Here is a 20,275-nt window from a genome sequence, read left to right as displayed (position 1 = left end):
AAAGGCCTCTGTTTGAGGCCTTTTCCTTTTCTGCTATCTGAGAAATCAACGCCGACAGATCAAGGCGACCCCGGCTAACAGCAACACCACGCCCAGCAGGCGTTTGAAATCGACCGGGATGCCGCGCATTCCGAACAGGCCATAGTGATCCATCAACAAACCGGCAACCAACTGAGAAACGATGGTCAACGCCAAAACTGCCGTGGTTCCGATCCGCGGCACGCCGACAATGGTCATGGTGACGAAAAAGGCACCGAACAGGCCGCCAGTTAATTGCCACCAGTCTGCTTCGAAGGTTCTTTTAAAGCTCCCCTGCTGTACCGACAGGGAGATCAACAGCAGAATCATGGTTCCAACGGCAAAAGAGACCGTCGCCGCCTGCAGATAACCGATTTTTTCCGCCAGACGGGCATTGATCGATGGCTGCACCGCGACCGCTATACCTCCGGCAACCATCAGCAGGATCAAAACAAGATTCGACATCTAGCACTCTTCTTCTATCCGGCCCTGACACTCCAGGCAAAATGGGGTTTCCGGGCGGGCCTTCAGACGAGGGTAACCGATCGGTTCCTCACAACGCCGGCACTCACCATAACGCTCCTGTTTAACCGCAATTAGCGCCGATTCGATCAGCTTCAGGCGCCGCTCGATGCCGGCGCGGTTCGCCTTGGCCATCGCCTGCTGTTGCAGCGCGTCCATCCGCGACAAGCGGCCGATCGGTTGATCCAGCTCAACGGGTTTGCTGCTCTGTTGCGAATCGGTCAGCAACTGCCGAAGCTCCTGCCGCAAGGATAGCAGATCTTCCTGTAGCTCCTCTTGCTGATCTGCAGTCAGCTCATCCATCAAGCGGTCCGCCGACGAGCCAGCTTGGAGACCAGCTTGAAGTCATCGCCACCGGCAACCCCGACCAACTGGAACAGAGCCATCTCAGTGGTGGTCAACACCGCCCCCATCTGCAACGCCATGCTGATGGCGGTCTGGTAGTCCGACTTGAAGCGAGAGCAGATCGCGTCCCGCACCAGATGCACGGTATAGCCGCGGTCGAGCAGATCGATCATTGTCTGATAGACGCAAACATGCGCCTCCATGCCGACCAGCACCACCTGCTTGGCACCGGTCTTCTCCAAAGCAGAGACAAAGTTCGGCTCGCCAGCGCAACTGAAAGCGACCTTTTCGACACAGCTCTGCTCAGTCGCCGCCGACAGCTCACCGATGGTGTTGCCGAGTCCGCGTGGATACTGTTCAGTGGCAATGATCGGCAGATTCATCGCCTTAAACACCTCGACCAACATATTGATGTGGCCTACCAGCTGCCCACAGATCCGCTCATCCATCGCCGGCACCAGCTTCTCCTGTACATCAATCACCACCAATGCCGCCTTGCTTTTATCCAGCCAGAACTTATCCTTGATTTCAGCCATCGGTTTCTCCTTTTTCGGTTATTCAGACAGTATAGGGACTAGTCACCGATACTGCCAACGGAAATTCTGCAGAAAAAAACCGTCCCCCTATGGGAACGGTTTTTTTCTGCCACTCTATCGTTCATCGGATCAGTGCCCTTCATCCCGGCTTTCCATAAAGGCCGGGACGATCATATTGAGGAAATAGAAGATCACAAAGGGGGTTGCGGCGACCAGCAAGGCGCCTCCCAAGCCCTCTTTGAAGGTCTCCATATCGTAGGGGATAATAGGCAGATGATAGTGCATAAACCCTTTGAAGGTTAGCGAAAAAGCCTGCCCGCCGATGACGACATTCCAACGCATCATCAGCACGCCGAACAGGACCAGCACCGAGGCCAGCGCGGCGCGGCGCGCCGTAATCCGGGGGATCAGCAACAGCAGGAACGGCAGCGCATTGCCGATGCCATACTGCATGATAAAGATCTTGACGAAATCATGTTCGTAAATGACCTGCCGGAGCGCATCCCAAGACCTAACCGCTGTATAGCCGCGAAAGATCATGTCAAGCAACTCCAAAGTGATCGCCAGGAGCATGAAAATCAGCAGATACTTGGAGGTCATTTTGACTTCGTGGTTCTGGACACTGCGCAAATGCTCGTAGTCAACAGCGGCCCGCCCATGTACCACGGCATCGGGAAGGAAGAAGTTTTTGCCGCGCTTAGCGGCCCATTTGCGTAACTCCATAAAGACATAGTAGCTGACGAGACAGAGCGCGATCCCCGACACCACCGCCGAGCAGATAAAGATAACCGGCATCAGCGGGGTCATCCACAGGGCATTGGCCTTGACCGAGCCGAAAATAAAACCGGCATAGCCGTGCAAGAAGCAGGCGACCGGAATCCCCAGCCCGGCGAGGATTTTGACCGCCTTGTGGTCCGCTTCCAGCGCTTCGCCGCCAAGATCCCGTGCGCCGAGGGAGAGTAGCCGGTAAATCACCAGCAACAGTCCCTCTGCCGTCGAGCGATCGGGCTTGCCCTCCAGTCGCTGCAGCGACTCGACGAAGAACTTCCGGTAAACGAACCAGATTTCTGCCCCGACGATACAGGCATAGGTCATAAAGACGATACCGAAGGCCGAGATCGCCGAGGTGAAGTGCGGGGTCATCATTACGTTGATGCCGCGCAGCGGCTGCTGCAGGTGCAGCAGCAACGGCAGCATCGCCACCGGCAACAGAGCGAAAGAGAAAACCAGCGCAAAGCGCGCGATCTCCTTAAGCTTCTCCACGCCGAAAACATGATACAACGAGGAGAGCACGAAAGCCCCGGCCACCAGACCGGTCATATAGGGGTAGAGAACGATCTGGATCGACCAGTAGACATATTCGTTGGGCAACACGAAGAGGTCCTTGAGCGTCCAGGCCTCGCCATGAACCAGCATTTGGGCAACCTGTTCAATCATAGTTAGCGCACCTCCTTGCTCAGACCGATGTAATAGACATTCGGATTGGTCCCGAACTCCTCACGCAGAATACCGACCCGTTCAGTCAGAACCGCCTTGGTTACCGGGTCGTTCGGGTCCTTGAGGTTGCCGATCTGCCGGGCACCGAACGGGCAGGCTTGGGCGCAGGCGGTGTTGCCCCCGTTGGAGATACGGTGGTAGCAGAAGGTGCATTTGTCGGCGGTGTGCTCCACCGGGTGGAAAAAACGTACCCCGTAGGGGCAGCCCATGATGCAGTAACCGCAGCCGATACACCATTTGCGGTCGACCAACACCACCCCGTCGGCGGTAGAGTAGGTGGCGCCGACCGGGCAGACCTGCACACAGGCCGGATTCGAGCATTGGTTGCAGAGCTTGGGAACGAAGAAAGCCTCAGAGATATCTGCGTCGGCGATCTTCTTCATCCCCGATTCGTTCTGGTCGATCTGCTTGCTGGTGAATCCATTCAGCGCCCCCTTCGGGCAGTCACTGTAGGTTTCGCCTTGCTTGGTGATCACGTAACGCTCGACCCAGGTCCGGGTGACGTTGGCTTCGAGCGGGATATCGTTCTCAATTTTGCACGCCTTGACGCACATCCCGCAACCGACACAGTTGTAGGTATTGACCAGGAACCCCCAGCGCAGTTCAGGGTTCTGCGCCAGCACCTCGTGCGGGTCGAGCAGTTCAAGTGCCGAAAGGGACACTGCAGCCCCGGAGACGAAGACCGCGGCACTCTTTAAAAACTCACGTCTCTTCATCATCACATGTCCTCCAGGCTCGGGTTGTGTGGATTGTGACAGTCGGCACACTCGATCCCGGCGTTGTGACCGGTGGGATCAATACCGGGCAGATCATTCCGCTGACTGGACGGCATCAACAGCTGCGAATGGCAACGCAGGCAGAGGTCACGGCCCCGATCGATACTCAGCGTTTCCGGATCCTCTGGATGGTTGAATGCAGCACCATGGCAATCCTCGCAGGGAATGATGCCATGCCCCGATTCGGCAATGCTCGTCGCATTCTCGTCATGGCATTCCGCGCAGTAGGCCGAGCCCTTGAACTTGGCGGGATAGTCCTTCCACTCCTGTTCGTTCTGCAGGCGGTGGTAACCGAAGGTGTAGCCTCGCTCCTGCACACCGAAATCCGTTGGGACGTAGAAAAACCTAAAAACCAGGATAAACGCAACGAGCCCGATAACTACGTAGAGCGGTCGCCACACATGTCGCTTCACAGACACCTCCCCTAATTTTGCAAAACATTGTTTCCACAGTATTCTTTATCCCTACAATTATTGTCAATAATTTTTCAGATCGCAAACACCATTGTCACCATCAACAAGAAGTAATAAATGGAAAAAATTGAGTAAAAACAATTAAACTTTACTGTTGCACTAAACAATTTGTAGTTATAGAATAGTGTTTTATACCTTGTCTCCGGAGGCGTGGATATGACCAACATGCATTCCCCCCTTGAGCAACAGGTGCGCGAGTTAACCGCGCTTGTGAGGCAGCTTGACCAGCGGGTCAACGAGCTGGAGAAAACCGCCAGCCACAGCATAATCAGTAAACCTCCCTCACCAAAAGCACCAGAAGTCAAACCTCCAGACGAAGCACAACTGCTGAGCAGCAGCAGTTCAATGCTTCAGTTCCTCTCAATCCTCTGCTTTCTACTGGTAGCCGCCCTTGGGCTGCGGGCATTGACCGACAATGGATTGCTTAACCTACAGATCGGCACCCTCCTCGGCATCGGCTACGCCGCTGGACTTATTATCAGCAGCCATTTCTTTTACCGCCGCGACAGTGCTCTCGCCCCCCTGTTCAGCACTACGGGTGCACTGCTTATGTTCACCATCCTCGTCGAAACCTACACCCGATTTGAATCTATCCCAATGGTCGCGGTCTATACCATGTTGGCCGGAACCGGAATTGGCCTGGCATTAATCAGCTACGCCAACCGGGTTGCACTGCCGATCATTATTGGCACCCTCGGGATGTGTATCGCCGGTGTTTCTATTGATTATCCAAATCCTTTCTTCCCATTTCTCGGGCTACTTCTCTGGACAGCCAACATCCTCGGCTATTTCGCCACCCGCCTGAAGCGCTGTTCTTGGCTGCGCTGGTTTCTGCTCTTTACTACCCACTTCATGCTCCAGATCTGGGGCCTTAAGGTGAGTGGCAAGTTTTTCCAGCAGGCTGAGAATAAAGATTTTCTCGCTGCAGACTGGTTTATTCCCATCGTCACCCTGATCGGCCTTACCTTTATGATGATAGCGCTGTTTGGCATTATTCGCAGCGGTGAGGAGAAAATTTCTAAATTCGACTTTAGCCTGCCCGCCCTAAACGCCGGCTGGTGTTACGTTGCAGGAATTTACGCCATGAAAAATCCAGTCGCATTTGGAGCTCCGGCGGCGGCAGCGGCGATTGTCCACTTCGCCCTCGCCTACTGGCTTTCAACCAGACAAAAAAGGAACGCCCCCGGCACCAACACCTTTGTCGCCGGCGGAACAATCCTCGCGTGTCTGGCCTTACCAGCGCTCCTAGGTGGCATACTCGCACCGCTACCTCTTCTCGCCGGCTTGGCACTCCTAATCTGTACCTTATCGCGGCCTTGGATGAGCGGTGGCATGAGGGTCACCGCGACCCTGTTGCAAGTCTATACCGTCCTGATGCTCAGCATAGACGTGCTCAACAACGGCATCCCCGAGGCTCCTGCGACAACTATCCTGGCGGCTGGCCTCTGCAGCCTGTTTTCTCTAGCTCAATACCGCTTTTGCAGACAACACAAGCCCCCCCCCCAGTCTCACTTCTATTCACAGGTTGACAAGAATGATGTCACCAGCGTCTTTATTTTAATTAGCAGTCTGGGCATGGCCTACATAGTGGCCCTCTGTACTACATCTGTATTTGTGAGCCCGGAACAATCCCCCAGTGCCTTTATCGCTCTGCAGAGCTTAATTATAAACCTCACCGCAATCCTCATGATCCTGCACGCGGCACGCCATAACAATCAGGAATTGCGAAATATCACAATTCTCCTGCTATTTATTAGTTGCGGGAAAGTGATCCTGTTTGACCTGTTTCACAGCAAAGGAATCTGGCTGGTCGCCAGTATTTTCACTTTCGGCATTGCTGCGGCATTGGAATCATTCATCCTGTCTCGCTGGCAACCGGAAAAAAAACCTCCCAGAGTCCCACTATCGACGTAAATCCTTTTTGAAGAACATCAAATAAAAAAAGCCCCGTGCCAGATCGGCACGGGGCTCTGAATAAAAAACGATATGAAAGTGACTATTAGTGGCCGCCGAGTAGAGTTTCGAGGATTTCCGGATCATCCTCCTCTTCAGCGAGGATAGTATGACAGGTATCGCAATCCATCGAGATTACTTCACCATTTTCTGCCTCATGCTCTTCATTGTGGCAGCGGAAACAGCCCATTTCGTTTGCGTGTCCTAGATGGCTGATGTAGGTATTCCATTGAATACCCATTTCAGGGAAAACATTCTGCACATAGGCCTCCTGCACTCCGGCCACGGCACGATCAACTTTCTCCCGCTCACCCGCATAGATGTCGGGATAATTTTGCTTATAAAACTCGACCAGCCCACTCGCTATTGCGGTCCGTGCCTCATCTTGTGTCGCATATTCAGTCTCGGTAGCAACAGCCATCGCCTGCCGTTTGATATACGGCAGGTCCTTAGGGATCTCATTGATCAACAGCTTGGCATCAATCGCCTTGTCCGGCGGCAGATAAACATGACTCGGGCGGTTGTGACAGTCCATACAATCCATTTCCCGCACCTGCAGTTCTTCTGCCTCCGCCAACTGCTCATCTGCCTCTGCCGAGCGGTAAACCACTTCCTTGCCATCATCCACCGTCAAGGCCACTTCGGGGATTATGGTCCGCTCCCAATCTGCCGCCTTGTAGGTTATTCTGTTTTCCGGGGCGACATGCCAATGAATCCCGTGCGAGTTAGCCGCCCGATCACCGGCGCTACCTATTTTCATCAGCAGCACGGTTTTAACATGGGTACTGTTCTCATCATCCAGAAATTTGTCCTTGATCACCAGTTTGTCACCAAGGAACTTCTCGGGGCGGTGACACTCCTCACAGGTGTCCCGCGCCGGGCGCAGTCCACGAACCGGGGTTTCGATCGGCCGGGAGAAGGTATCTGCGAGCACCGCATAGAGCTGACGAGCACCCGAAATCTTCGACTTGACAAACCAGGAAGCACCGGAGCCAATGTGACACTCGACACAGTGCACACGTGAATGGGACGAGTTCTGATAAGCGGTAAACTCAGGGGTCATCGGCACATGGCAGACCTGGCCACAGAACGAATTGGACTCCATATAGTGATAGCCGCTGTAGGCCAGCACACCGACAACGAACAAGTTGATACAAGTCAGAAAGACACCAACAAAGACAAGCTTGCGGATCTTTTCATAACCGGTCTGATCGGCCAGTTTATCTCGGAAATAGGCCAAGGTAAAAAGCCGCACCTCCTCCTGCCCTTTGGCAAAAAACAAACCGACAAAGATCAACACCAACCCACCTATAAAACTGGGGCCAAGGATCATGTAGATAAACCCGGCAAAGTAGGGGTTGGGAATATGCAAAAACATGTCGTAAAGGATGGCGCCAATCAGGAACGGGAATGAAACAGTGACAACCATTGCCCCGAGCAGGGAAACTCTGCTGTGAGCAATGCCCTTGAGAAACGCCTTGGGGATATCGGACAGTGAAGTCGCCATGAATTTTTTACTCCTTGCTAGATTATTAATGTAACCACTGCGTCAAATAAAGCTAGAAATTGCCAATGAGGGTAATCAAAGTAAATTGGTCGGGAAAAACCGGAGGCGCAAACCTAGCACCACAGTAAATTACTGTCAACACTTAATCCTCCGCATAGTAAACCATTGTTCTATTTTTGGACAACAAAAAAAGAACACATCTGACACAAATAAAATAGCTTATATTACAAGAAGTTAAATAAAGGGTAAGGAAATTCTAAAGGGAGGATCGCAAGAAATCAAATTCTATTACGCAATATACGCATAATTAAAACACCGAGAATCGAAAAGATCAAGCCAACGCAGACAAGCAGATAACCGACGGTGTGCCCCTCTCCCAGCCCCCAAAGGTCCTGCCCCTTCATCAGCAGGATCAGGCCGATCCCCGCGAATGTGCCAATCCCGCCCAAGATGTAAACGACAATGGCAATAATCGATAACAGCAAGTCTTTGTCCTTCATGTCCAGATCCTAAAAAGAAAGGGGCTGCCGATCAAGCAGCCCCTTTCGGACAGTCAATCAAACGGAGACTAGTGGAATCCGCTGGTGACGAACGCATAGATCATCAGGAACAGCAGCGCACAACCGGTAAACACTGCCAGGAAGCCAAAGCCCTTGATAAAAAAGTCGTAAGGGATGCCGCTCGGCTTCTCTTTGACGTAGTCTTCAAGAACACCTGCTTCTTCGTAACGCTTCCACTGATCACCACGCTCCTCGATGAATTCCTCTTTCGGCAACTCACCGTTGAAGATGACAAAGTCCATCGGGAACTTCTCCGGCCGCCCGTGGGTGTTGAAGAAGTGGACGGTAAAGATGAAGCCGGTCGCCAGCAACGCCTCATCAGAGTGGATGATGGTCGCTACGTTGAAAACCCAGCCCGGCAGGAAGGAGCCGAAGAACTCCGGGAACCAGAGCATCAGGCCGGAACCACCGATGGCAAACATACCCCAGAAGACGGCGATAAAGTCGAATTTCTCCCAGTAGGTCCAGCGCTCGAAGGTCGGCTTCGGACCGAGGAACAGGAACCAACGAACCATGTTGGTGACGTCTTGAATGTCGCGCAGGTTCGGGCAGAGCGATTCCGGGCCGAACAGGCGCCGCACAAAATCAGCCGGTGACTGCAGGTCTTTGAACAGGAACTTGGCACTCATAAACAGCGCACAACCGAAGTAGACACCGGTGATCATTGCGCCGACGCGGTGCAATGCAGCAGCGACACTAGCGCCACCGTAGAAGTCCATCATCGCATGAGCCCATGGCTGCACAGCAAACTTGAGCGGGATACCGGTCAGCGACAGGAGCAGGAAGCTGGTGATCACCAGCAGATGCAGGAAGATATGCACCCTACTAAAGCGACGATAAATCTTGTGGGCATCCGGAATCACATGATGGTGACCAGCGATCAGCGCGCGCTTTTTCTCACGGTTTTCAACGAAACCACGGAACAGCCAGAGCAGCGTATGGATCCAGAACACGGCAAATGTGCCGAGCAGCAGACCAGTCATGGCAACGTAGGTGTAGTAGAGTATCGGGTATTTCTCATTATCGTGCATGTTGCCGTGAGAGTAAAACTTGACGAATTGGGCCGAGGAGTTTTCGTGACACTGTCCACAACGCGCAATCAGGTTCTCTGGATTCAGGCTCGATTTCGGATCATCATGCGGCAGAATCGAGTGTGAGGTATGACAGTCGGCACAACCGGCAACCAGTTCCGGATAGCCGAGTTCAAAGTTCTTGCCATGATAACTGTTGAGGTAAGTCTCAACAGCCATATGGGTAACGCCGCTCTTCTCCATCAACTCTTCGTCGGCATGACACTTCAGGCAGACGTCGGTATGGAAGGCACGGGTTTCACGATCATTGGGGTCACCGATTTCTTTAATGTCATGCAGATTATGGCAGTCAATGCAGGCGGCCGAGTCCATACTTCCAGCCTCGACTGCTTTACCGTGAACTGACCCTTGGTACTGCTCATAAGCATCATCATGACACTCGGAACATTTTGCGGATGCAATCCGCTTATCCCCTTTCCAAGGCTGCTGGCTGTGGATTTCAGAGTGACAGGAAGCACACTCGATTTCGTTCAGCTTGTGTACACTGGCATAATGTTCAGCGGTCTCTTTCTTATGGCAGCGAACACACTTGACCGGCGCAGGCATCAGTTCGCCTTCCATATGCAGGTCAAGAGCAGTCAGCTCGATGTGGCAGGCAACACAGCCGTTGGGACCATGAACGGATGCCGCAAACTCATCCGCAGAGATGACATCTTCATGGCACTCTAGACAAGTTTCTGGTGAAGCGATCAGGTTCTCAGCAAGCGCCTGAGAACCTAGCCCCAGAAACAACAGGGCTACAACAAATAGCAACCGGGTCGTTCTCATCAAAATTCTCCTTTTTAGAGTCCTTAAGAAAAACATTGCCCCCTAAACGGCATGGCAGGTAACCGTCGGCAAGGAGTGAGCAGCTCCTTACCAATGGGGCATATGTGCAATTATCTTCGCAATCGCAAAATAGGCGGAAATACCTTTCCGCCGCGAAACCAATATATTCTGAAATTTGGGATCTGAACCGGGAAAATCTTGCTAAGGTGGCGACAAATAGGGAACAGTAAAAGCCTTAACAAAAACCTCTTTCGTAACCCAGGTACCGATCACTACATTCCACGCCGACCGACGTCGACCGGCGACACAACATCTGTCCTTTTGTATATTGAATTATGTAAATTCAGCGCAAATTAGCGGACAAAACGTCGCCGCGAAGAATACACAGAATCGAGTTTTGTCGCAACAAAAAAAGACTGAATTCCTCTGTTTATTGGGGATTTAGGGCTAAGAGCCCGCTTCCTGTAGGGGGCAATTAACAAACATAAAAAAAGAGGCGAACCCGTCTAGGTTCGCCTCTTTCAAACAAACTGATGCGCCAAATTACTTAGCCAGCAGCTTGATAACTTCTTCGGTAAACGGGTTAGCGAAGAGGATAATCATGGCTACAACGAAAACGTAGATTGCCAGGGACTCGATCATCGCCAGGCCGATCATCATGGTGGTCAGGATTTTACCGGAAGCACCCGGGTTACGAGCAACGCCTTCACAAGCGGATTTGATAGCCAGACCCTGACCGATACCGGTACCGAAAGAACCGAGACCCATACCGAGACCAGCAGCCATCATACACCAAGCGAAAAATTCCATTTTCATTCTCCTTTTTTCTTTTGTTTGATTGTTCCTATTTTATATAGGACCTTATTTCGCACCTGCGAAAAATAATCTTAACAGCCTGTCAGCAGGCTGAATCTATTAGTGAGCTTCTTCCAGAGCCCCGGCGATGTAGATCATCGCTAGCAGGGTAAACACGAAGGTCTGGATGAAAGCGACCAGCACACCCATCAGCATCATCGGGATCGGCAGGAACAGCGGCACAAGCATCAGGAAGATCATCAGCACGATCTCATGCCCCCACATGTTACCGAAAAGACGCAGAGTGAGTGAAAGCGGGCGAGCCAAGTGACCAATGATCTCAATGACGAAGATCAGCGGCGCCAGCCACCAGATCGGTCCCATAAAATGCTTGAGATAGTGAGCACCATGCTTTTTAAAGCCAACCACGTGCGTCATCACAAAAACCGTCAGCGCCAGCGCGGCGTTGGTGTTCAGATTGGCAGTTGGCGGGTAGAAACCGGGGATCAGCGCAATCAGGTTGGAAACCAGAATAAACAGCGCGAAGGTGGCGATCAACGGGAAGTAATCCTTCCCCTCTTCACCCATGGTTTCTTCTAGCAGCCCCTCGATCCCGGTGACGACTGTCTCCATCAGGTTCTGCAGACCGGTCGGGACAATCGAAATCGCTCGAGTGGCCAGAAAGGCGACGACAATCAGAATAATCATCACCAGCCAAGAGTAGGTCACGTGCTCGCCGATGTGCAGATGCAGCTGCTGTTCGAGCCACTGCAGGAATAAAAACGGATGAGTCATGCTTTTGCTCTCCTATCTATTGTGAACTTAATAAAGCCGTTTAAGCGTTGTGATCATCAAGTTCAAAACCACCACCGACAGACCGACAATCAATGCCAGCGGATGCACGCCGCCTCTTACCAGCAGCAGATAAATGGCACATGCAATAAAGACCAAGCGGAAAAAATAGTTGCGCTTGAAGCCTTTTGCCGAATGCAGTTGCGGATCGTCGATCACCCTCAGCAGCGAGCGGCCGAGCCAGCGATAATTGATTATCACCAGCACACCGCCGGCCAGAACACCGTAGGTTATCGGGGGTGATTGCCAGAGCAGGCTGAGCAGAACCAAAACGATCAGTATTATCCAATTACGCCGGGCTATTACCGCCAGCAGCTGATCATCCTTCTGCGTCACGATCCTTTTCCAACTGCTGCTCTTCCCGTTTCTGGCGTCTCAACTCGCGGGCGGTCAGAATATAAACATTCCGAAACCCGGCAATGATGCCAAGAACAAGAAAAACCATCGTCAACCACGGCTTGGTATCGAGCCACCGGTCGAGATAATGCCCCATGCCGAAGCCGATAAAGGTGGCTGCGACCATGGAGATTCCGACGCCCGACAGAAAACCAATCGATTTAAATAATTCGCGTCTATTTTCTTTAGTTTCGGCCATCAGTCTTTTGTATACAGCATACAATGCTGCGGTGAAAAGCGGACCTTAAATACCACAGCAACCCCATGAAGTCAACCGCTTAATAACTGCATTTGATCGGGGTTACCCCCGTTTCACGCAAAAGAGTTTTACAGCGCAGCAAACGATTTTTCGGCAGCCGCAATGGTCTTGTCCAGGTCTTCTTTTGAGTGGGCAACACTCATAAACCCGGCCTCGAATTGCGAAGGAGCCAGATTGATACCGAAATCAAGCATGTTACGGAAAAACCTGCCAAAGGTTTCGGTATCGCTTTTGACCGCATCGGCGAAGGAATTAACCGGACCACCCTGGAAATAAGTGCAGAACATGCCTCCAACCCGCTGCCAGCAAGTAGCGATAGTGCTGTTACCGGTCACTTGCTGCAACCCTTTTTCCAGATAGGCGCTCTTCTCTTCGATCTGCTGATAGAAGCCCTCTTCCTTCAGAAGGCGCAACGTGGCAATCCCAGCACTCATCGCCAGAGGGTTTCCCGACAGGGTGCCAGCCTGGTAGACTCCACCTTCCGGCGACAGCGAATCCATGATCTCCTTTTTGCCGCCAAACGCGCCGACCGGCAAACCACCACCGATGATCTTACCGAGGCAAACCAGGTCGCCACGCACGTTGAAGCGCTCCTGTGCGCCACCGTAGGCAACACGAAAACCGGTCATGACTTCATCGATGATCAGCACGATCCCTTCGGCATCACAAAGTGCGCGCAGTCCTTCGAGGAAACCTGGTGCCGGCGGCACACAGCCCATGTTGCCGGCGATCGGCTCGAGGATGATACAGGCAATCTCTTTATTGTTGGCAGCCACCATCTGTTTCACTTCGTCCAGATCGTTGTAGGTCGCGGTCAGAGTGTACTTGGCAAAATCGGTCGGTACGCCCGGAGAGGTCGGCACTCCGAAGGTGGCCAAACCGCTGCCCGCCTTAACCAGCAGGGAGTCGGCATGGCCATGGTAGCAGCCGTCAAACTTGAGAATCTTGTCACGCCCGGTATACCCGCGCGCCAAGCGGATCGCGCTCATCGTCGCCTCGGTCCCGGAAGAGACCATACGAACCTTCTCGATATTCGGATAGGCTTCACAAACCATCTCCGCCAGCTGTGTCTCGCGAGCCGTCGGAGCACCAAAAGAGGCACCGCTAGCAGCGGTCTTCTGAATCGCCTCGACTACCTTCGGGTGACAGTGACCAAGAATCATCGGCCCCCAGGAACCGACATAATCGATATATTCGTTGCCATCTGCATCATAGATTTTGCTGCCGGCTGCCTTTTCAATAAAAATCGGGTTGCAACCGACCGATTTAAATGCCCGAACCGGGCTGTTGACACCACCGGGAATGAATGTTTTAGCGGCTGAGAACAAGGCTTCAGATTGCTGATGATTCATCATGTGACTCCCTAAAAAAGAGGAACGAATTTTTGTAAAGAAGATTGCGGGAAAAAGCTCTGTAAATAGACCGCTTTCGTTATCACAGGCACCCATTCCTGTCAAGCAAACAGCCGAAACGACGCTAGGAAAATACGCGCAAAATTTCATTTCGGGAGAAGAATAATACTGTTCTATTGCACCAAACAGCCCAATCCGCATATAGTGCTGCAAACCGTAAACCATACACTAAGATGGTCGTTTGGGCTGTTTTGTCATGAAAGGAGACCCTTATGTGGGAAAAAATTTCCACGATTCTCGCTGGCTTGACCCTGCTGCTGGCAGCCAGTTCAACCGTCTTCGCCTCGGGCTTTGCCCTGATTGAGCAATCGGTTTCCGGCCTTGGCAATGCCTTTGCCGGTGGTGCCGCAAACGCAGAAGATGCCTCAACGATCTTCTTCAACCCTGCTGGGATGATCCTGCTGGAAGGGAAGCAGGTCATCGCCGGTGCCCATGTCATAGTCCCCTCAACCAAGTTCACTGCGAAAATAGCAACCAACGTACTTGGTGGTTCTCTGGGGACAAACAACAGTGGCAACGCCGGTAAAGCCGGCGTCGTCCCCAACCTCTATTACAGTCAGAAAATGACTGAGAAGCTGGCTCTCGGCATCGGCATCAATGCTCCTTTCGGGTTATCGACTAAATACGATAAAGACTGGGTCGGTCGCTACCACGCGGTCGAATCGGATCTAAAGACCGTCAACATCAACCCGGCGTTCGCTTATCAGGCAACCGAAAAACTGACGGTAGGAGCAGGGATCAATATTCAATATATCGACGCTACCCTGTCGAGCATGGCCGATGGCGGGCTGGTCAACATGAACCTGCCTGCAGCACTGGGAGGTCCCGACGCCCTCGGCCTTGGCGCGGCCGGTATCAGTAACCCGGAATATGATGTTTTAGCGGAAAACTCTGCAGATGCCCTGAACTACGGCTACAATCTAGGCCTGCTCTACCAGTTTTCCGAAAGCACCCGGCTCGGACTGGCCTACCGCTCGCAGATCAAGCACAAGCTGGAAGGGGAAGTCAAGACAACAGTGCCAGCCGCACTGGCCCCTATAGGAGTCCTGTTCGCAGAGCAAAACATCAACGGCAGCATCACCCTCCCGGCCTCCGCCTCGCTCAGTCTGTTCCACCGGGTCAACGACAAACTGGCCCTAATGGGCGACATCTCCTGGACACAATGGAGCTCGTTCGACAAGCTGACTATCAACTTTGAAGGCTTTTTCGGCATCGCTGGGCAAAGCAACTCCACCACTACAGAGAACTGGGATGACACATGGCGTTACTCTGTCGGTGCCACCTACAAAATCAACGACAAACTTTTGCTGAGAACCGGCATTGCCTACGACGAAACCCCGATCTCCGATGGATATCGCACCCCGCGGATTCCTGGCAACGATCGCCTCTGGGTAGCGCTCGGCTGTGGCTACCAGGTTTTGGATAACCTGGGTCTGGATTTCGCCTATACTCATCTGTTCGTCGATGACGCCAAGATGGAAAAATCAGCCGTCCCCGGAACCGAGGACGAAAGCCGTGGCACAGTGGTCGGTGAATTTGAAAACTCGGTCGACATCGCCAGCATTCAGCTGACCTACAAGTTTTGAATTTTCGCTGGCTTGATTTCTCAGCCAAAAGGGGACAGAATCCTTTCTGTCCCCTTTTTACATAACGAGACAAATCATGCAGCCGCTACAGCACACCCTGCCAACACCATATCCGGTCGGTCCAGTCCACTGCTACAGCGCCGAAATCAACGGCGAATTGCTTCTTATCGACACCGGGCCGCCAATGGAGGAAGGGAAAAAATATCTGCAACAGCACTTCGACCTGCAACGCCTGCAGCATGTGCTGATTACGCATTGCCATATCGATCACTACGGCTTGGCCGCCTGGCTGGAACGGGAATACGACTGCACCATCTACCTGCCTTATCGTGACAGCCTGAAGATCGCCAATCACAGTAAACGGCTTGACGGCCTAACCGCAATCCGGCAAGAGATAGGCTTCAGCGCTGCATTTGCCGAAGCATTCCGCTGTGAGATGGACAGCGATTTGGTGTTCCCCGAGTTCCCACAGCAGTTCAAAATCGCCGAGCAGGAACTGCCCCCCGAACTCGGTATCGAAATACTTGCCTGCCCCGGCCACTCGCAGAGCGATCTGGTTTATGTCGGTTCCAACTGGGCGGCCACCGGCGACACCATGCTGCGGGAGATCTTCCAGTCGCCGATGCTCGACATCGATCTGAAAACCGGAAAGCGTTTCCATAACTACGCGGCCTATTGCGATACCATCTTAAAGCTGGCCACCCTGCGCGACAAACAGATCCTACCCGGGCATAACGGCTACATCATCGGCGTTGATTTCAACATCAGCTACTACACCGACAAACTGCTGAAACGTGCCAAGCAGAGCCGGAAATTCTCCGCCGAGCTAAATGCTCCGGAAGTGGTGGAGAAACTGTTCGGAGACAGCATCCAGGAACCGTTTCAAAATATTTGAAAGCCTCGGAAATCGTTTTTATCCGTGATTTTCTGGCCGAGCCGGAGAGACTGAAAACAGCGCTTGAGCAGATCGACCTCTACCCGCAGCTGGCAAAGCTTTTCGAGCAAGCGGTTGGAAGAGTCTAAAATCCTCTGGGAAAAGAAGAAAAACTACGACTTGTAATTGACCACTGAAAAAAGGAGAAAAAGATGCTCTACGTCATTCATTGTTTCGACAAGACCGATCACCTGCAGGTGCGAATGGACAACCGCCCGGCCCACGTTGACTACCTGAAGAGCTTCGGCGACAAGCTGTTCGCCGCCGGTCCGACCCTCGACTCCCAGGAAAACATGAACGGCTCGGTGGTAATCCTCGATTTGGAGACCCTCAGCGAAGCGGAAGCGTTCGCCGCTAATGACCCCTACGCCAAGGCGGGCCTGTTCGAGAAGGTCTCCATCCAACTGTGGAAGAAGGTTCTTCCCTGACCGGCAACCAGCAAATCGGAGAGGGCAGCCACATCAGCTGCCCTCTCCGTCAGCGTTTTTGCTTGCGACAATCACCTGTCATACTGGCATCCAGTTCCACCTCGCAGCGGCACTCATGATCAGCCGAGGGTGCATGCCCGCAACCGCTGCGCAAACCTTTCTTACGGACGATTAGACCGATCGCCAGACAGGCAAAAGCAAGCAGAAACAGAATCAGTACGAGCGCGAACAGTTTCATGGCCGTTCCTTGGCGAGAAAAGCATTAAGCGCCTGACTGCGGTATTCTTGCAGCGTATTCTGCTCGTGAATCAGAAAATAGGCGGCGATCCCTTCCTGCTCCACAAGCCGTCGCGCCCGCTCTTCTCCCAGCACCATCATCGCCGTGGCCAAGGCGTCTGCCCTCGCACAGTGGGGATCGAGCACGGTGGCCGAAGCCAGCTTGTGCCGGATCGGCTTGCCACTGATCGGGTCAATGGTGTGCACGTAGCGCTGACCATCTTCAACATAAAAGTTGCGGTAGTTGCCGGACGTGGCCAAGGCGGTGTTCGTCAACGGAAAAACCTGCTCGACCTCCCGCACCCCCTCTCGAGGTTTTTCGATGGCAATCCGCCAAGGGGTGCCGTCGTATCGCCTTCCGGCAACCTGCAGTTCACCACCAACCTCGACCAGAAAATTTTTCACCCCCCGCTGTTTTAACAGCTCGGCCAACAAGTCAACGGCAAACCCCTTGGCGACCGCCGACAGGTCGAGCTGCACCTGCGGGTGCTTTTTGCGGATAGCAGCAGGCTGGCGCCGTAATTCCAGTTTCCGATAACCGACGCCATCGAGAACTTTCAGAACCTGCTCATCTGTCGGCAACTGCTTGTCTCGCTCGCTGGCACCAAACCCCCAGAGTTCGACCAGCGGGCCGACGCTGATATCGAAGGCACCATCGGTCAACGCGCTGATCTCCAGCGATAGTGCGATCACCTCGGCGGTTTCCGTCGAGAGAGGGAACCAGTCGAGTGAAGTGGATCGGTTGAAGCGGGAGATTTCCGAAGCCGGGTCATAGGTCGACATCAGTTCGTTGACCCGGTCGAGGCGCTGCTGCACCTGCTGTTTCAATTCAGCAAACTTGATGCCATCCGGCAGGGAGTGCAGGCTGACCGACCAAGTGGTCCCCATGGTTGCACCGTGCAACTGGACGGTTTCCGGCTGCTGCGAACATGCGCACAGCAGCACAGCGGCAAACAACAAAAGTCTGAGCATATCTATAAATCAGCCAATCCTTGTGCATGGCGGATCATCCGCTTCATCGCCTTCTCCTCCTGCAGCTTGAGCTTGTCGAACAGATAGCTGGTCTGCTCGTCGCTGCAGTGCTCACAGGCGTGGGAAAAATACTCGATCAGGGGGCGCTTGAACCCGACCGCCGCCTTGATCAACAGATCGAGGTCGGTCGCCGCGCCCGCCTCAAGCAGTTCAGCCTGCACTACCGGAAAATTGGCCTCCAGTCCCTTGAGCCAGTGCTCAAGCACCTGATACGGGGTATCGTTACAGAACTCTCCAAGGGCCAAGGCGCGTTGCTGCTCATGATCGATCAGATAGTCGAGCATCAAGCGCACCCGCGGCGAAACCTCGCCGGCAGCAAGCTGCTGGTAATATTTACTGACCTGCCGATGATACTCGGGGGCCAGTCTCTGCAAAATGTTTCGCGTCTGTTCAAAGCGCATCGGTAACCCCTAGATCCCAAAATCATCGAACAGGATATTCTCCGGCTCAACCCCCAGGTTGTAGAGCATTTCGCCGGCCGCCTTGTTCATCATCGGCGGCCCGCACATGTAGAACTCGCAGTCTTCCGGGGCCGAGTGATCGGCCAAGTAGTTATCATGCAGGTATTGGTGAACGAAACCAATGGCGCCACTCCAGTTGTCTTCCGGCAGCGGCTCAGAGAGCACCAAGTGCCACTCAAAGTTGTCGTGCTTCTTGGCCAATTCGTCGAACTCCTCAACGTAGAATGCTTCTCGCAGACTGCGTGCGCCGTACCAGAAACTGATCTTCCGCTGCGAGTTCAGTCGTTTTAACTGATCGAAGATATGTGAGCGCATTGGCGCCATCCCGGCCCCACCTCCGATGAAGACCATCTCGGCATCGGTATCCTTGGCAAAAAACTCTCCATATGGGCCAGATACCTCGACTTCATCCCCCGGTTTCAGGTTGAATAGGAAGGAGGACATCTGCCCTGGCGGTGCGTCTGGCACCTGCGGCGGTGGCGGGCAGACCCGCACGTTGAGCATTACGATCCCCTTCTCTTCTGGGTAATTAGCCATCGAGTAAGCGCGCATGATCGGCTCCTTGACCTCGGAACAATATCGCCAGAGGTCGAACTTGTCCCAGTCATCACGGAACCGTTCGGCGATCTCCATAGTTTTGTACTCTGAGACATGCGGCGGCGCTTCGATCTGGATATAGCCGCCGGCGCGAAAATCGAGATCCGCCCCTTCTGGCAATTCCAGTACCAGCTCCTTGATAAAGGTGGCGCGGCTTTCATTGGAGCGGACCTTACAGGTCCACTTGCTGATCGAAAAGATCTCTGCCGGCAGTTCCAGTTCTAGATCATGCTTGACACTCACCTGGCAGGAAAGCCGGTAGCCTTCTTTCGCTTCCCGCTTGGTGATGTGCGCGGTTTCGGTCGGCAGGATATCCCCGCCGCCCGCCTTTACCTTGACCCGGCACTGGGCGCAGGTTCCTCCGCCACCGCAGGCCGAGGGAATAAAGATATTGTTACTGCCGAGCACACCGAGAAGCTTGTCCCCCGGCGGCACCTCCAGCCGTTTGTCCGGATCGTCGTTGATGCTGATGGTTACATTACCGGACGGGATCAACCGCGAACGAGCGACCAGAATCAACCCAACCAGCAACATCAGGACCAGAGTAAAGATCAAAACTCCAAGGGTGATTTCAGTCATCGGCCTCTCTCACAGCTGAATACCGGAAAAAGCCATGAACGCCATCGCCATCAGCCCTGCAATCATAAACGTCACCCCCAACCCACGCAGTCCGATCGGGACATTAGCATACTTCATCTTTTCGCGGATTCCGGCCAGCGCCATCAGCGCAAGCGCCCAGCCCGTCCCGCTGCCGAAGCCGAAAACGATGCTTTCCCCGAAAGCGTAATCCCGCTCGACCATGAACAACGAGCCACCAAGAATTGCGCAGTTGACCGTGATCAGCGGTAGAAAGATGCCAAGGGCATTGTACAGTTTCGGCACGTGCCGATCGAGGAACATTTCCAAAATCTGCACCATCGCGGCGATTACGCCGATGTAGCAGATCAGCCCGATGAAGGTCAGATCGACATTCCCCAATCCGACCCAAGCAAGCGCACCTTCCTTAAGCAGATGCTGATATATCAGGTTGTTGATCGGAACCGTAATTGTCTGCACCACGATCACGGCAACACCGAGACCAAGGGCGGTGTCGACCTTCTTCGACACCGCCAGAAAGGTGCACATGCCCAGGAAGAAGGCGAGCGCCATGTTCTCGATAAAGATCGCTTTAATCAGGAGACTCAAGTAATGTTCGAGCATC

At 53.4% G+C, this 20,275-nt stretch carries 24 protein-coding genes; 5 read left to right on the top strand and 19 right to left on the bottom strand.

The window, feature by feature from the left end; genetic code table 11:
* Positions 1-45: 45 nt before the first annotated feature.
* The 6 genes from Q7J88_RS07510 to Q7J88_RS07485 all read right to left on the bottom strand — a co-directional run bounded on the left by Q7J88_RS07510 (position 46) and on the right by Q7J88_RS07485 (position 4,107).
* Entirely contained in the window at positions 46-483 is a 438-nt protein-coding gene (locus Q7J88_RS07510) for a DMT family transporter (protein WP_303721555.1), read from the bottom strand.
* Positions 484-843: a TraR/DksA C4-type zinc finger protein gene (locus Q7J88_RS07505; RefSeq protein ID WP_303721554.1), complete on the bottom strand. Its 360-nt coding sequence runs from the start codon at positions 841-843 to the stop codon at positions 484-486.
* Positions 843-1,421: an isochorismatase family protein gene (locus Q7J88_RS07500; protein ID WP_303721553.1), complete on the bottom strand. Its 579-nt coding sequence runs from the start codon at positions 1,419-1,421 to the stop codon at positions 843-845. The genes Q7J88_RS07505 and Q7J88_RS07500 overlap by 1 nt, the downstream gene beginning before the upstream one ends.
* 129 nt (positions 1,422-1,550) lie before the next feature.
* Entirely contained in the window at positions 1,551-2,858 is a 1,308-nt protein-coding gene (gene nrfD, locus Q7J88_RS07495; RefSeq protein WP_303721552.1) for an NrfD/PsrC family molybdoenzyme membrane anchor subunit, read from the bottom strand.
* Between the two features lie 2 nt (positions 2,859-2,860).
* Positions 2,861-3,634 carry a 4Fe-4S dicluster domain-containing protein gene (locus Q7J88_RS07490; RefSeq protein WP_369681993.1) on the bottom strand — a complete coding sequence of 258 codons (774 nt, stop codon included), beginning with the start codon at positions 3,632-3,634 and terminating at the stop codon, positions 2,861-2,863.
* A gap of 2 nt (positions 3,635-3,636) precedes the next feature.
* A complete protein-coding gene (locus tag Q7J88_RS07485; protein WP_303721549.1) occupies positions 3,637-4,107 on the bottom strand; it encodes a cytochrome c3 family protein in 471 nt (156 codons plus the stop codon).
* A gap of 216 nt (positions 4,108-4,323) precedes the next feature.
* Here Q7J88_RS07485 and Q7J88_RS07480 point away from each other — a divergent pair, with 216 nt between their 5' ends.
* Positions 4,324-6,081: a hypothetical protein gene (locus Q7J88_RS07480; protein WP_303721548.1), complete on the top strand. Its 1,758-nt coding sequence runs from the start codon at positions 4,324-4,326 to the stop codon at positions 6,079-6,081.
* Between the two features lie 85 nt (positions 6,082-6,166).
* Here Q7J88_RS07480 and Q7J88_RS07475 read toward each other — a convergent pair whose 3' ends face one another.
* The 8 genes from Q7J88_RS07475 to hemL all read right to left on the bottom strand — a co-directional run bounded on the left by Q7J88_RS07475 (position 6,167) and on the right by hemL (position 13,700).
* The gene (locus tag Q7J88_RS07475) at positions 6,167-7,627 is read right to left on the bottom strand and encodes a NapC/NirT family cytochrome c (protein ID WP_303721547.1); all 1,461 of its coding nucleotides are present in this window, start codon (positions 7,625-7,627) and stop codon (positions 6,167-6,169) included.
* A 278-nt stretch (positions 7,628-7,905) separates the two neighbouring features.
* Entirely contained in the window at positions 7,906-8,127 is a 222-nt protein-coding gene (locus Q7J88_RS07470) for a hypothetical protein (protein ID WP_303721545.1), read from the bottom strand.
* Positions 8,128-8,195: 68 nt separating this feature from the next.
* Entirely contained in the window at positions 8,196-10,046 is a 1,851-nt protein-coding gene (locus tag Q7J88_RS07465; RefSeq protein WP_303721543.1) for a cytochrome c3 family protein, read from the bottom strand.
* Between the two features lie 543 nt (positions 10,047-10,589).
* Positions 10,590-10,856 (bottom strand): ATP synthase F0 subunit C, encoded by a 267-nt coding sequence (gene atpE, locus Q7J88_RS07460; RefSeq protein WP_303721542.1) that lies wholly within the window; start codon positions 10,854-10,856, stop codon positions 10,590-10,592.
* A 105-nt stretch (positions 10,857-10,961) separates the two neighbouring features.
* On the bottom strand, positions 10,962-11,636 hold the full coding sequence (gene atpB, locus Q7J88_RS07455) for a F0F1 ATP synthase subunit A (protein ID WP_303721541.1): 675 nt from the start codon (positions 11,634-11,636) through the stop codon (positions 10,962-10,964).
* Positions 11,637-11,663: 27 nt separating this feature from the next.
* On the bottom strand, positions 11,664-12,029 hold the full coding sequence (locus tag Q7J88_RS07450) for an ATP synthase subunit I (RefSeq protein WP_303721540.1): 366 nt from the start codon (positions 12,027-12,029) through the stop codon (positions 11,664-11,666).
* Positions 12,013-12,288, bottom strand: a complete 276-nt coding sequence (locus Q7J88_RS07445; RefSeq protein WP_303721539.1) for an AtpZ/AtpI family protein — start codon at positions 12,286-12,288, stop codon at positions 12,013-12,015. The genes Q7J88_RS07450 and Q7J88_RS07445 overlap by 17 nt, the downstream gene beginning before the upstream one ends.
* Before the next feature lie 128 nt (positions 12,289-12,416).
* Complete coding sequence (gene hemL / locus Q7J88_RS07440; protein WP_369681992.1) at positions 12,417-13,700, bottom strand: glutamate-1-semialdehyde 2,1-aminomutase; 1,284 nt, start codon at positions 13,698-13,700, stop codon at positions 12,417-12,419.
* A 272-nt stretch (positions 13,701-13,972) separates the two neighbouring features.
* Between hemL and Q7J88_RS07435 the strand changes: the two genes are divergently transcribed.
* The 4 genes from Q7J88_RS07435 to Q7J88_RS07420 all read left to right on the top strand — a co-directional run bounded on the left by Q7J88_RS07435 (position 13,973) and on the right by Q7J88_RS07420 (position 16,708).
* Positions 13,973-15,346 (top strand): OmpP1/FadL family transporter, encoded by a 1,374-nt coding sequence (locus Q7J88_RS07435; RefSeq protein ID WP_303721537.1) that lies wholly within the window; start codon positions 13,973-13,975, stop codon positions 15,344-15,346.
* 76 nt (positions 15,347-15,422) lie between these two features.
* On the top strand, positions 15,423-16,241 hold the full coding sequence (locus Q7J88_RS07430) for an MBL fold metallo-hydrolase (protein ID WP_303721536.1): 819 nt from the start codon (positions 15,423-15,425) through the stop codon (positions 16,239-16,241).
* Entirely contained in the window at positions 16,238-16,369 is a 132-nt protein-coding gene (locus Q7J88_RS07425; RefSeq protein WP_303721535.1) for a hypothetical protein, read from the top strand. The genes Q7J88_RS07430 and Q7J88_RS07425 overlap by 4 nt, the downstream gene beginning before the upstream one ends.
* 63 nt (positions 16,370-16,432) lie before the next feature.
* Positions 16,433-16,708, top strand: a complete 276-nt coding sequence (locus Q7J88_RS07420) for a YciI family protein (protein WP_303721534.1) — start codon at positions 16,433-16,435, stop codon at positions 16,706-16,708.
* A gap of 49 nt (positions 16,709-16,757) precedes the next feature.
* On the opposite strand, the gene Q7J88_RS07415 is transcribed toward Q7J88_RS07420, so the two are convergent.
* From Q7J88_RS07415 to nqrE, 5 genes are read right to left on the bottom strand one after another with little or no spacing between them, the layout of a single operon-like run.
* A complete protein-coding gene (locus Q7J88_RS07415) occupies positions 16,758-16,946 on the bottom strand; it encodes a hypothetical protein (RefSeq protein ID WP_303721533.1) in 189 nt (62 codons plus the stop codon).
* Complete coding sequence (locus tag Q7J88_RS07410; protein ID WP_303721532.1) at positions 16,943-17,956, bottom strand: FAD:protein FMN transferase; 1,014 nt, start codon at positions 17,954-17,956, stop codon at positions 16,943-16,945. Before Q7J88_RS07410 ends, Q7J88_RS07415 begins: the two co-directional genes overlap by 4 nt.
* 2 nt (positions 17,957-17,958) lie before the next feature.
* Complete coding sequence (locus tag Q7J88_RS07405; protein ID WP_303721531.1) at positions 17,959-18,417, bottom strand: aminoglycoside phosphotransferase; 459 nt, start codon at positions 18,415-18,417, stop codon at positions 17,959-17,961.
* Positions 18,418-18,426: 9 nt separating this feature from the next.
* Entirely contained in the window at positions 18,427-19,653 is a 1,227-nt protein-coding gene (gene nqrF / locus Q7J88_RS07400) for an NADH:ubiquinone reductase (Na(+)-transporting) subunit F (protein ID WP_303721530.1), read from the bottom strand.
* A gap of 9 nt (positions 19,654-19,662) precedes the next feature.
* Positions 19,663-20,274 carry an NADH:ubiquinone reductase (Na(+)-transporting) subunit E gene (gene nqrE, locus Q7J88_RS07395; protein WP_303721529.1) on the bottom strand — a complete coding sequence of 204 codons (612 nt, stop codon included), beginning with the start codon at positions 20,272-20,274 and terminating at the stop codon, positions 19,663-19,665.
* Position 20,275 lies beyond the last annotated feature (1 nt).

Origin of the sequence: Malonomonas rubra, from assembly GCF_003247215.1 — a bacterium.
In the GTDB taxonomy this organism is placed as follows: Bacteria; Desulfobacterota; Desulfuromonadia; order Desulfuromonadales; family Geopsychrobacteraceae; genus Malonomonas; species Malonomonas rubra_A.
The sequence above is the reverse complement of the archived record's forward strand: the minus strand, read 5'-3'. Positions and strand labels throughout refer to the sequence as shown.

Coding starts and splice junctions, on each gene's coding strand:
- Q7J88_RS07480 (WP_303721548.1), top strand. CDS start 4,324: ATGACCAACATGCATTCCCCCCTTGAGCAACAGGTGCGCGAGTTAACC.
- Q7J88_RS07505 (WP_303721554.1), bottom strand. CDS start 843: ATGGATGAGCTGACTGCAGATCAGCAAGAGGAGCTACAGGAAGATCTG.
- Q7J88_RS07415 (WP_303721533.1), bottom strand. CDS start 16,946: ATGAAACTGTTCGCGCTCGTACTGATTCTGTTTCTGCTTGCTTTTGCC.
- Q7J88_RS07490 (WP_369681993.1), bottom strand. CDS start 3,634: ATGAAGAGACGTGAGTTTTTAAAGAGTGCCGCGGTCTTCGTCTCCGGG.
- Q7J88_RS07510 (WP_303721555.1), bottom strand. CDS start 483: ATGTCGAATCTTGTTTTGATCCTGCTGATGGTTGCCGGAGGTATAGCG.
- Q7J88_RS07500 (WP_303721553.1), bottom strand. CDS start 1,421: ATGGCTGAAATCAAGGATAAGTTCTGGCTGGATAAAAGCAAGGCGGCA.
- Q7J88_RS07410 (WP_303721532.1), bottom strand. CDS start 17,956: ATGCTCAGACTTTTGTTGTTTGCCGCTGTGCTGCTGTGCGCATGTTCG.
- Q7J88_RS07465 (WP_303721543.1), bottom strand. CDS start 10,046: ATGAGAACGACCCGGTTGCTATTTGTTGTAGCCCTGTTGTTTCTGGGG.
- Q7J88_RS07420 (WP_303721534.1), top strand. CDS start 16,433: ATGCTCTACGTCATTCATTGTTTCGACAAGACCGATCACCTGCAGGTG.
- Q7J88_RS07445 (WP_303721539.1), bottom strand. CDS start 12,288: ATGGCCGAAACTAAAGAAAATAGACGCGAATTATTTAAATCGATTGGT.
- Q7J88_RS07405 (WP_303721531.1), bottom strand. CDS start 18,417: ATGCGCTTTGAACAGACGCGAAACATTTTGCAGAGACTGGCCCCCGAG.
- atpE (WP_303721542.1), bottom strand. CDS start 10,856: ATGGAATTTTTCGCTTGGTGTATGATGGCTGCTGGTCTCGGTATGGGT.
- Q7J88_RS07470 (WP_303721545.1), bottom strand. CDS start 8,127: ATGAAGGACAAAGACTTGCTGTTATCGATTATTGCCATTGTCGTTTAC.
- nqrE (WP_303721529.1), bottom strand. CDS start 20,274: ATGCTCGAACATTACTTGAGTCTCCTGATTAAAGCGATCTTTATCGAG.
- Q7J88_RS07475 (WP_303721547.1), bottom strand. CDS start 7,627: ATGGCGACTTCACTGTCCGATATCCCCAAGGCGTTTCTCAAGGGCATT.
- nrfD (WP_303721552.1), bottom strand. CDS start 2,858: ATGATTGAACAGGTTGCCCAAATGCTGGTTCATGGCGAGGCCTGGACG.
- atpB (WP_303721541.1), bottom strand. CDS start 11,636: ATGACTCATCCGTTTTTATTCCTGCAGTGGCTCGAACAGCAGCTGCAT.
- nqrF (WP_303721530.1), bottom strand. CDS start 19,653: ATGACTGAAATCACCCTTGGAGTTTTGATCTTTACTCTGGTCCTGATG.
- Q7J88_RS07430 (WP_303721536.1), top strand. CDS start 15,423: ATGCAGCCGCTACAGCACACCCTGCCAACACCATATCCGGTCGGTCCA.
- Q7J88_RS07435 (WP_303721537.1), top strand. CDS start 13,973: ATGTGGGAAAAAATTTCCACGATTCTCGCTGGCTTGACCCTGCTGCTG.
- hemL (WP_369681992.1), bottom strand. CDS start 13,700: ATGAATCATCAGCAATCTGAAGCCTTGTTCTCAGCCGCTAAAACATTC.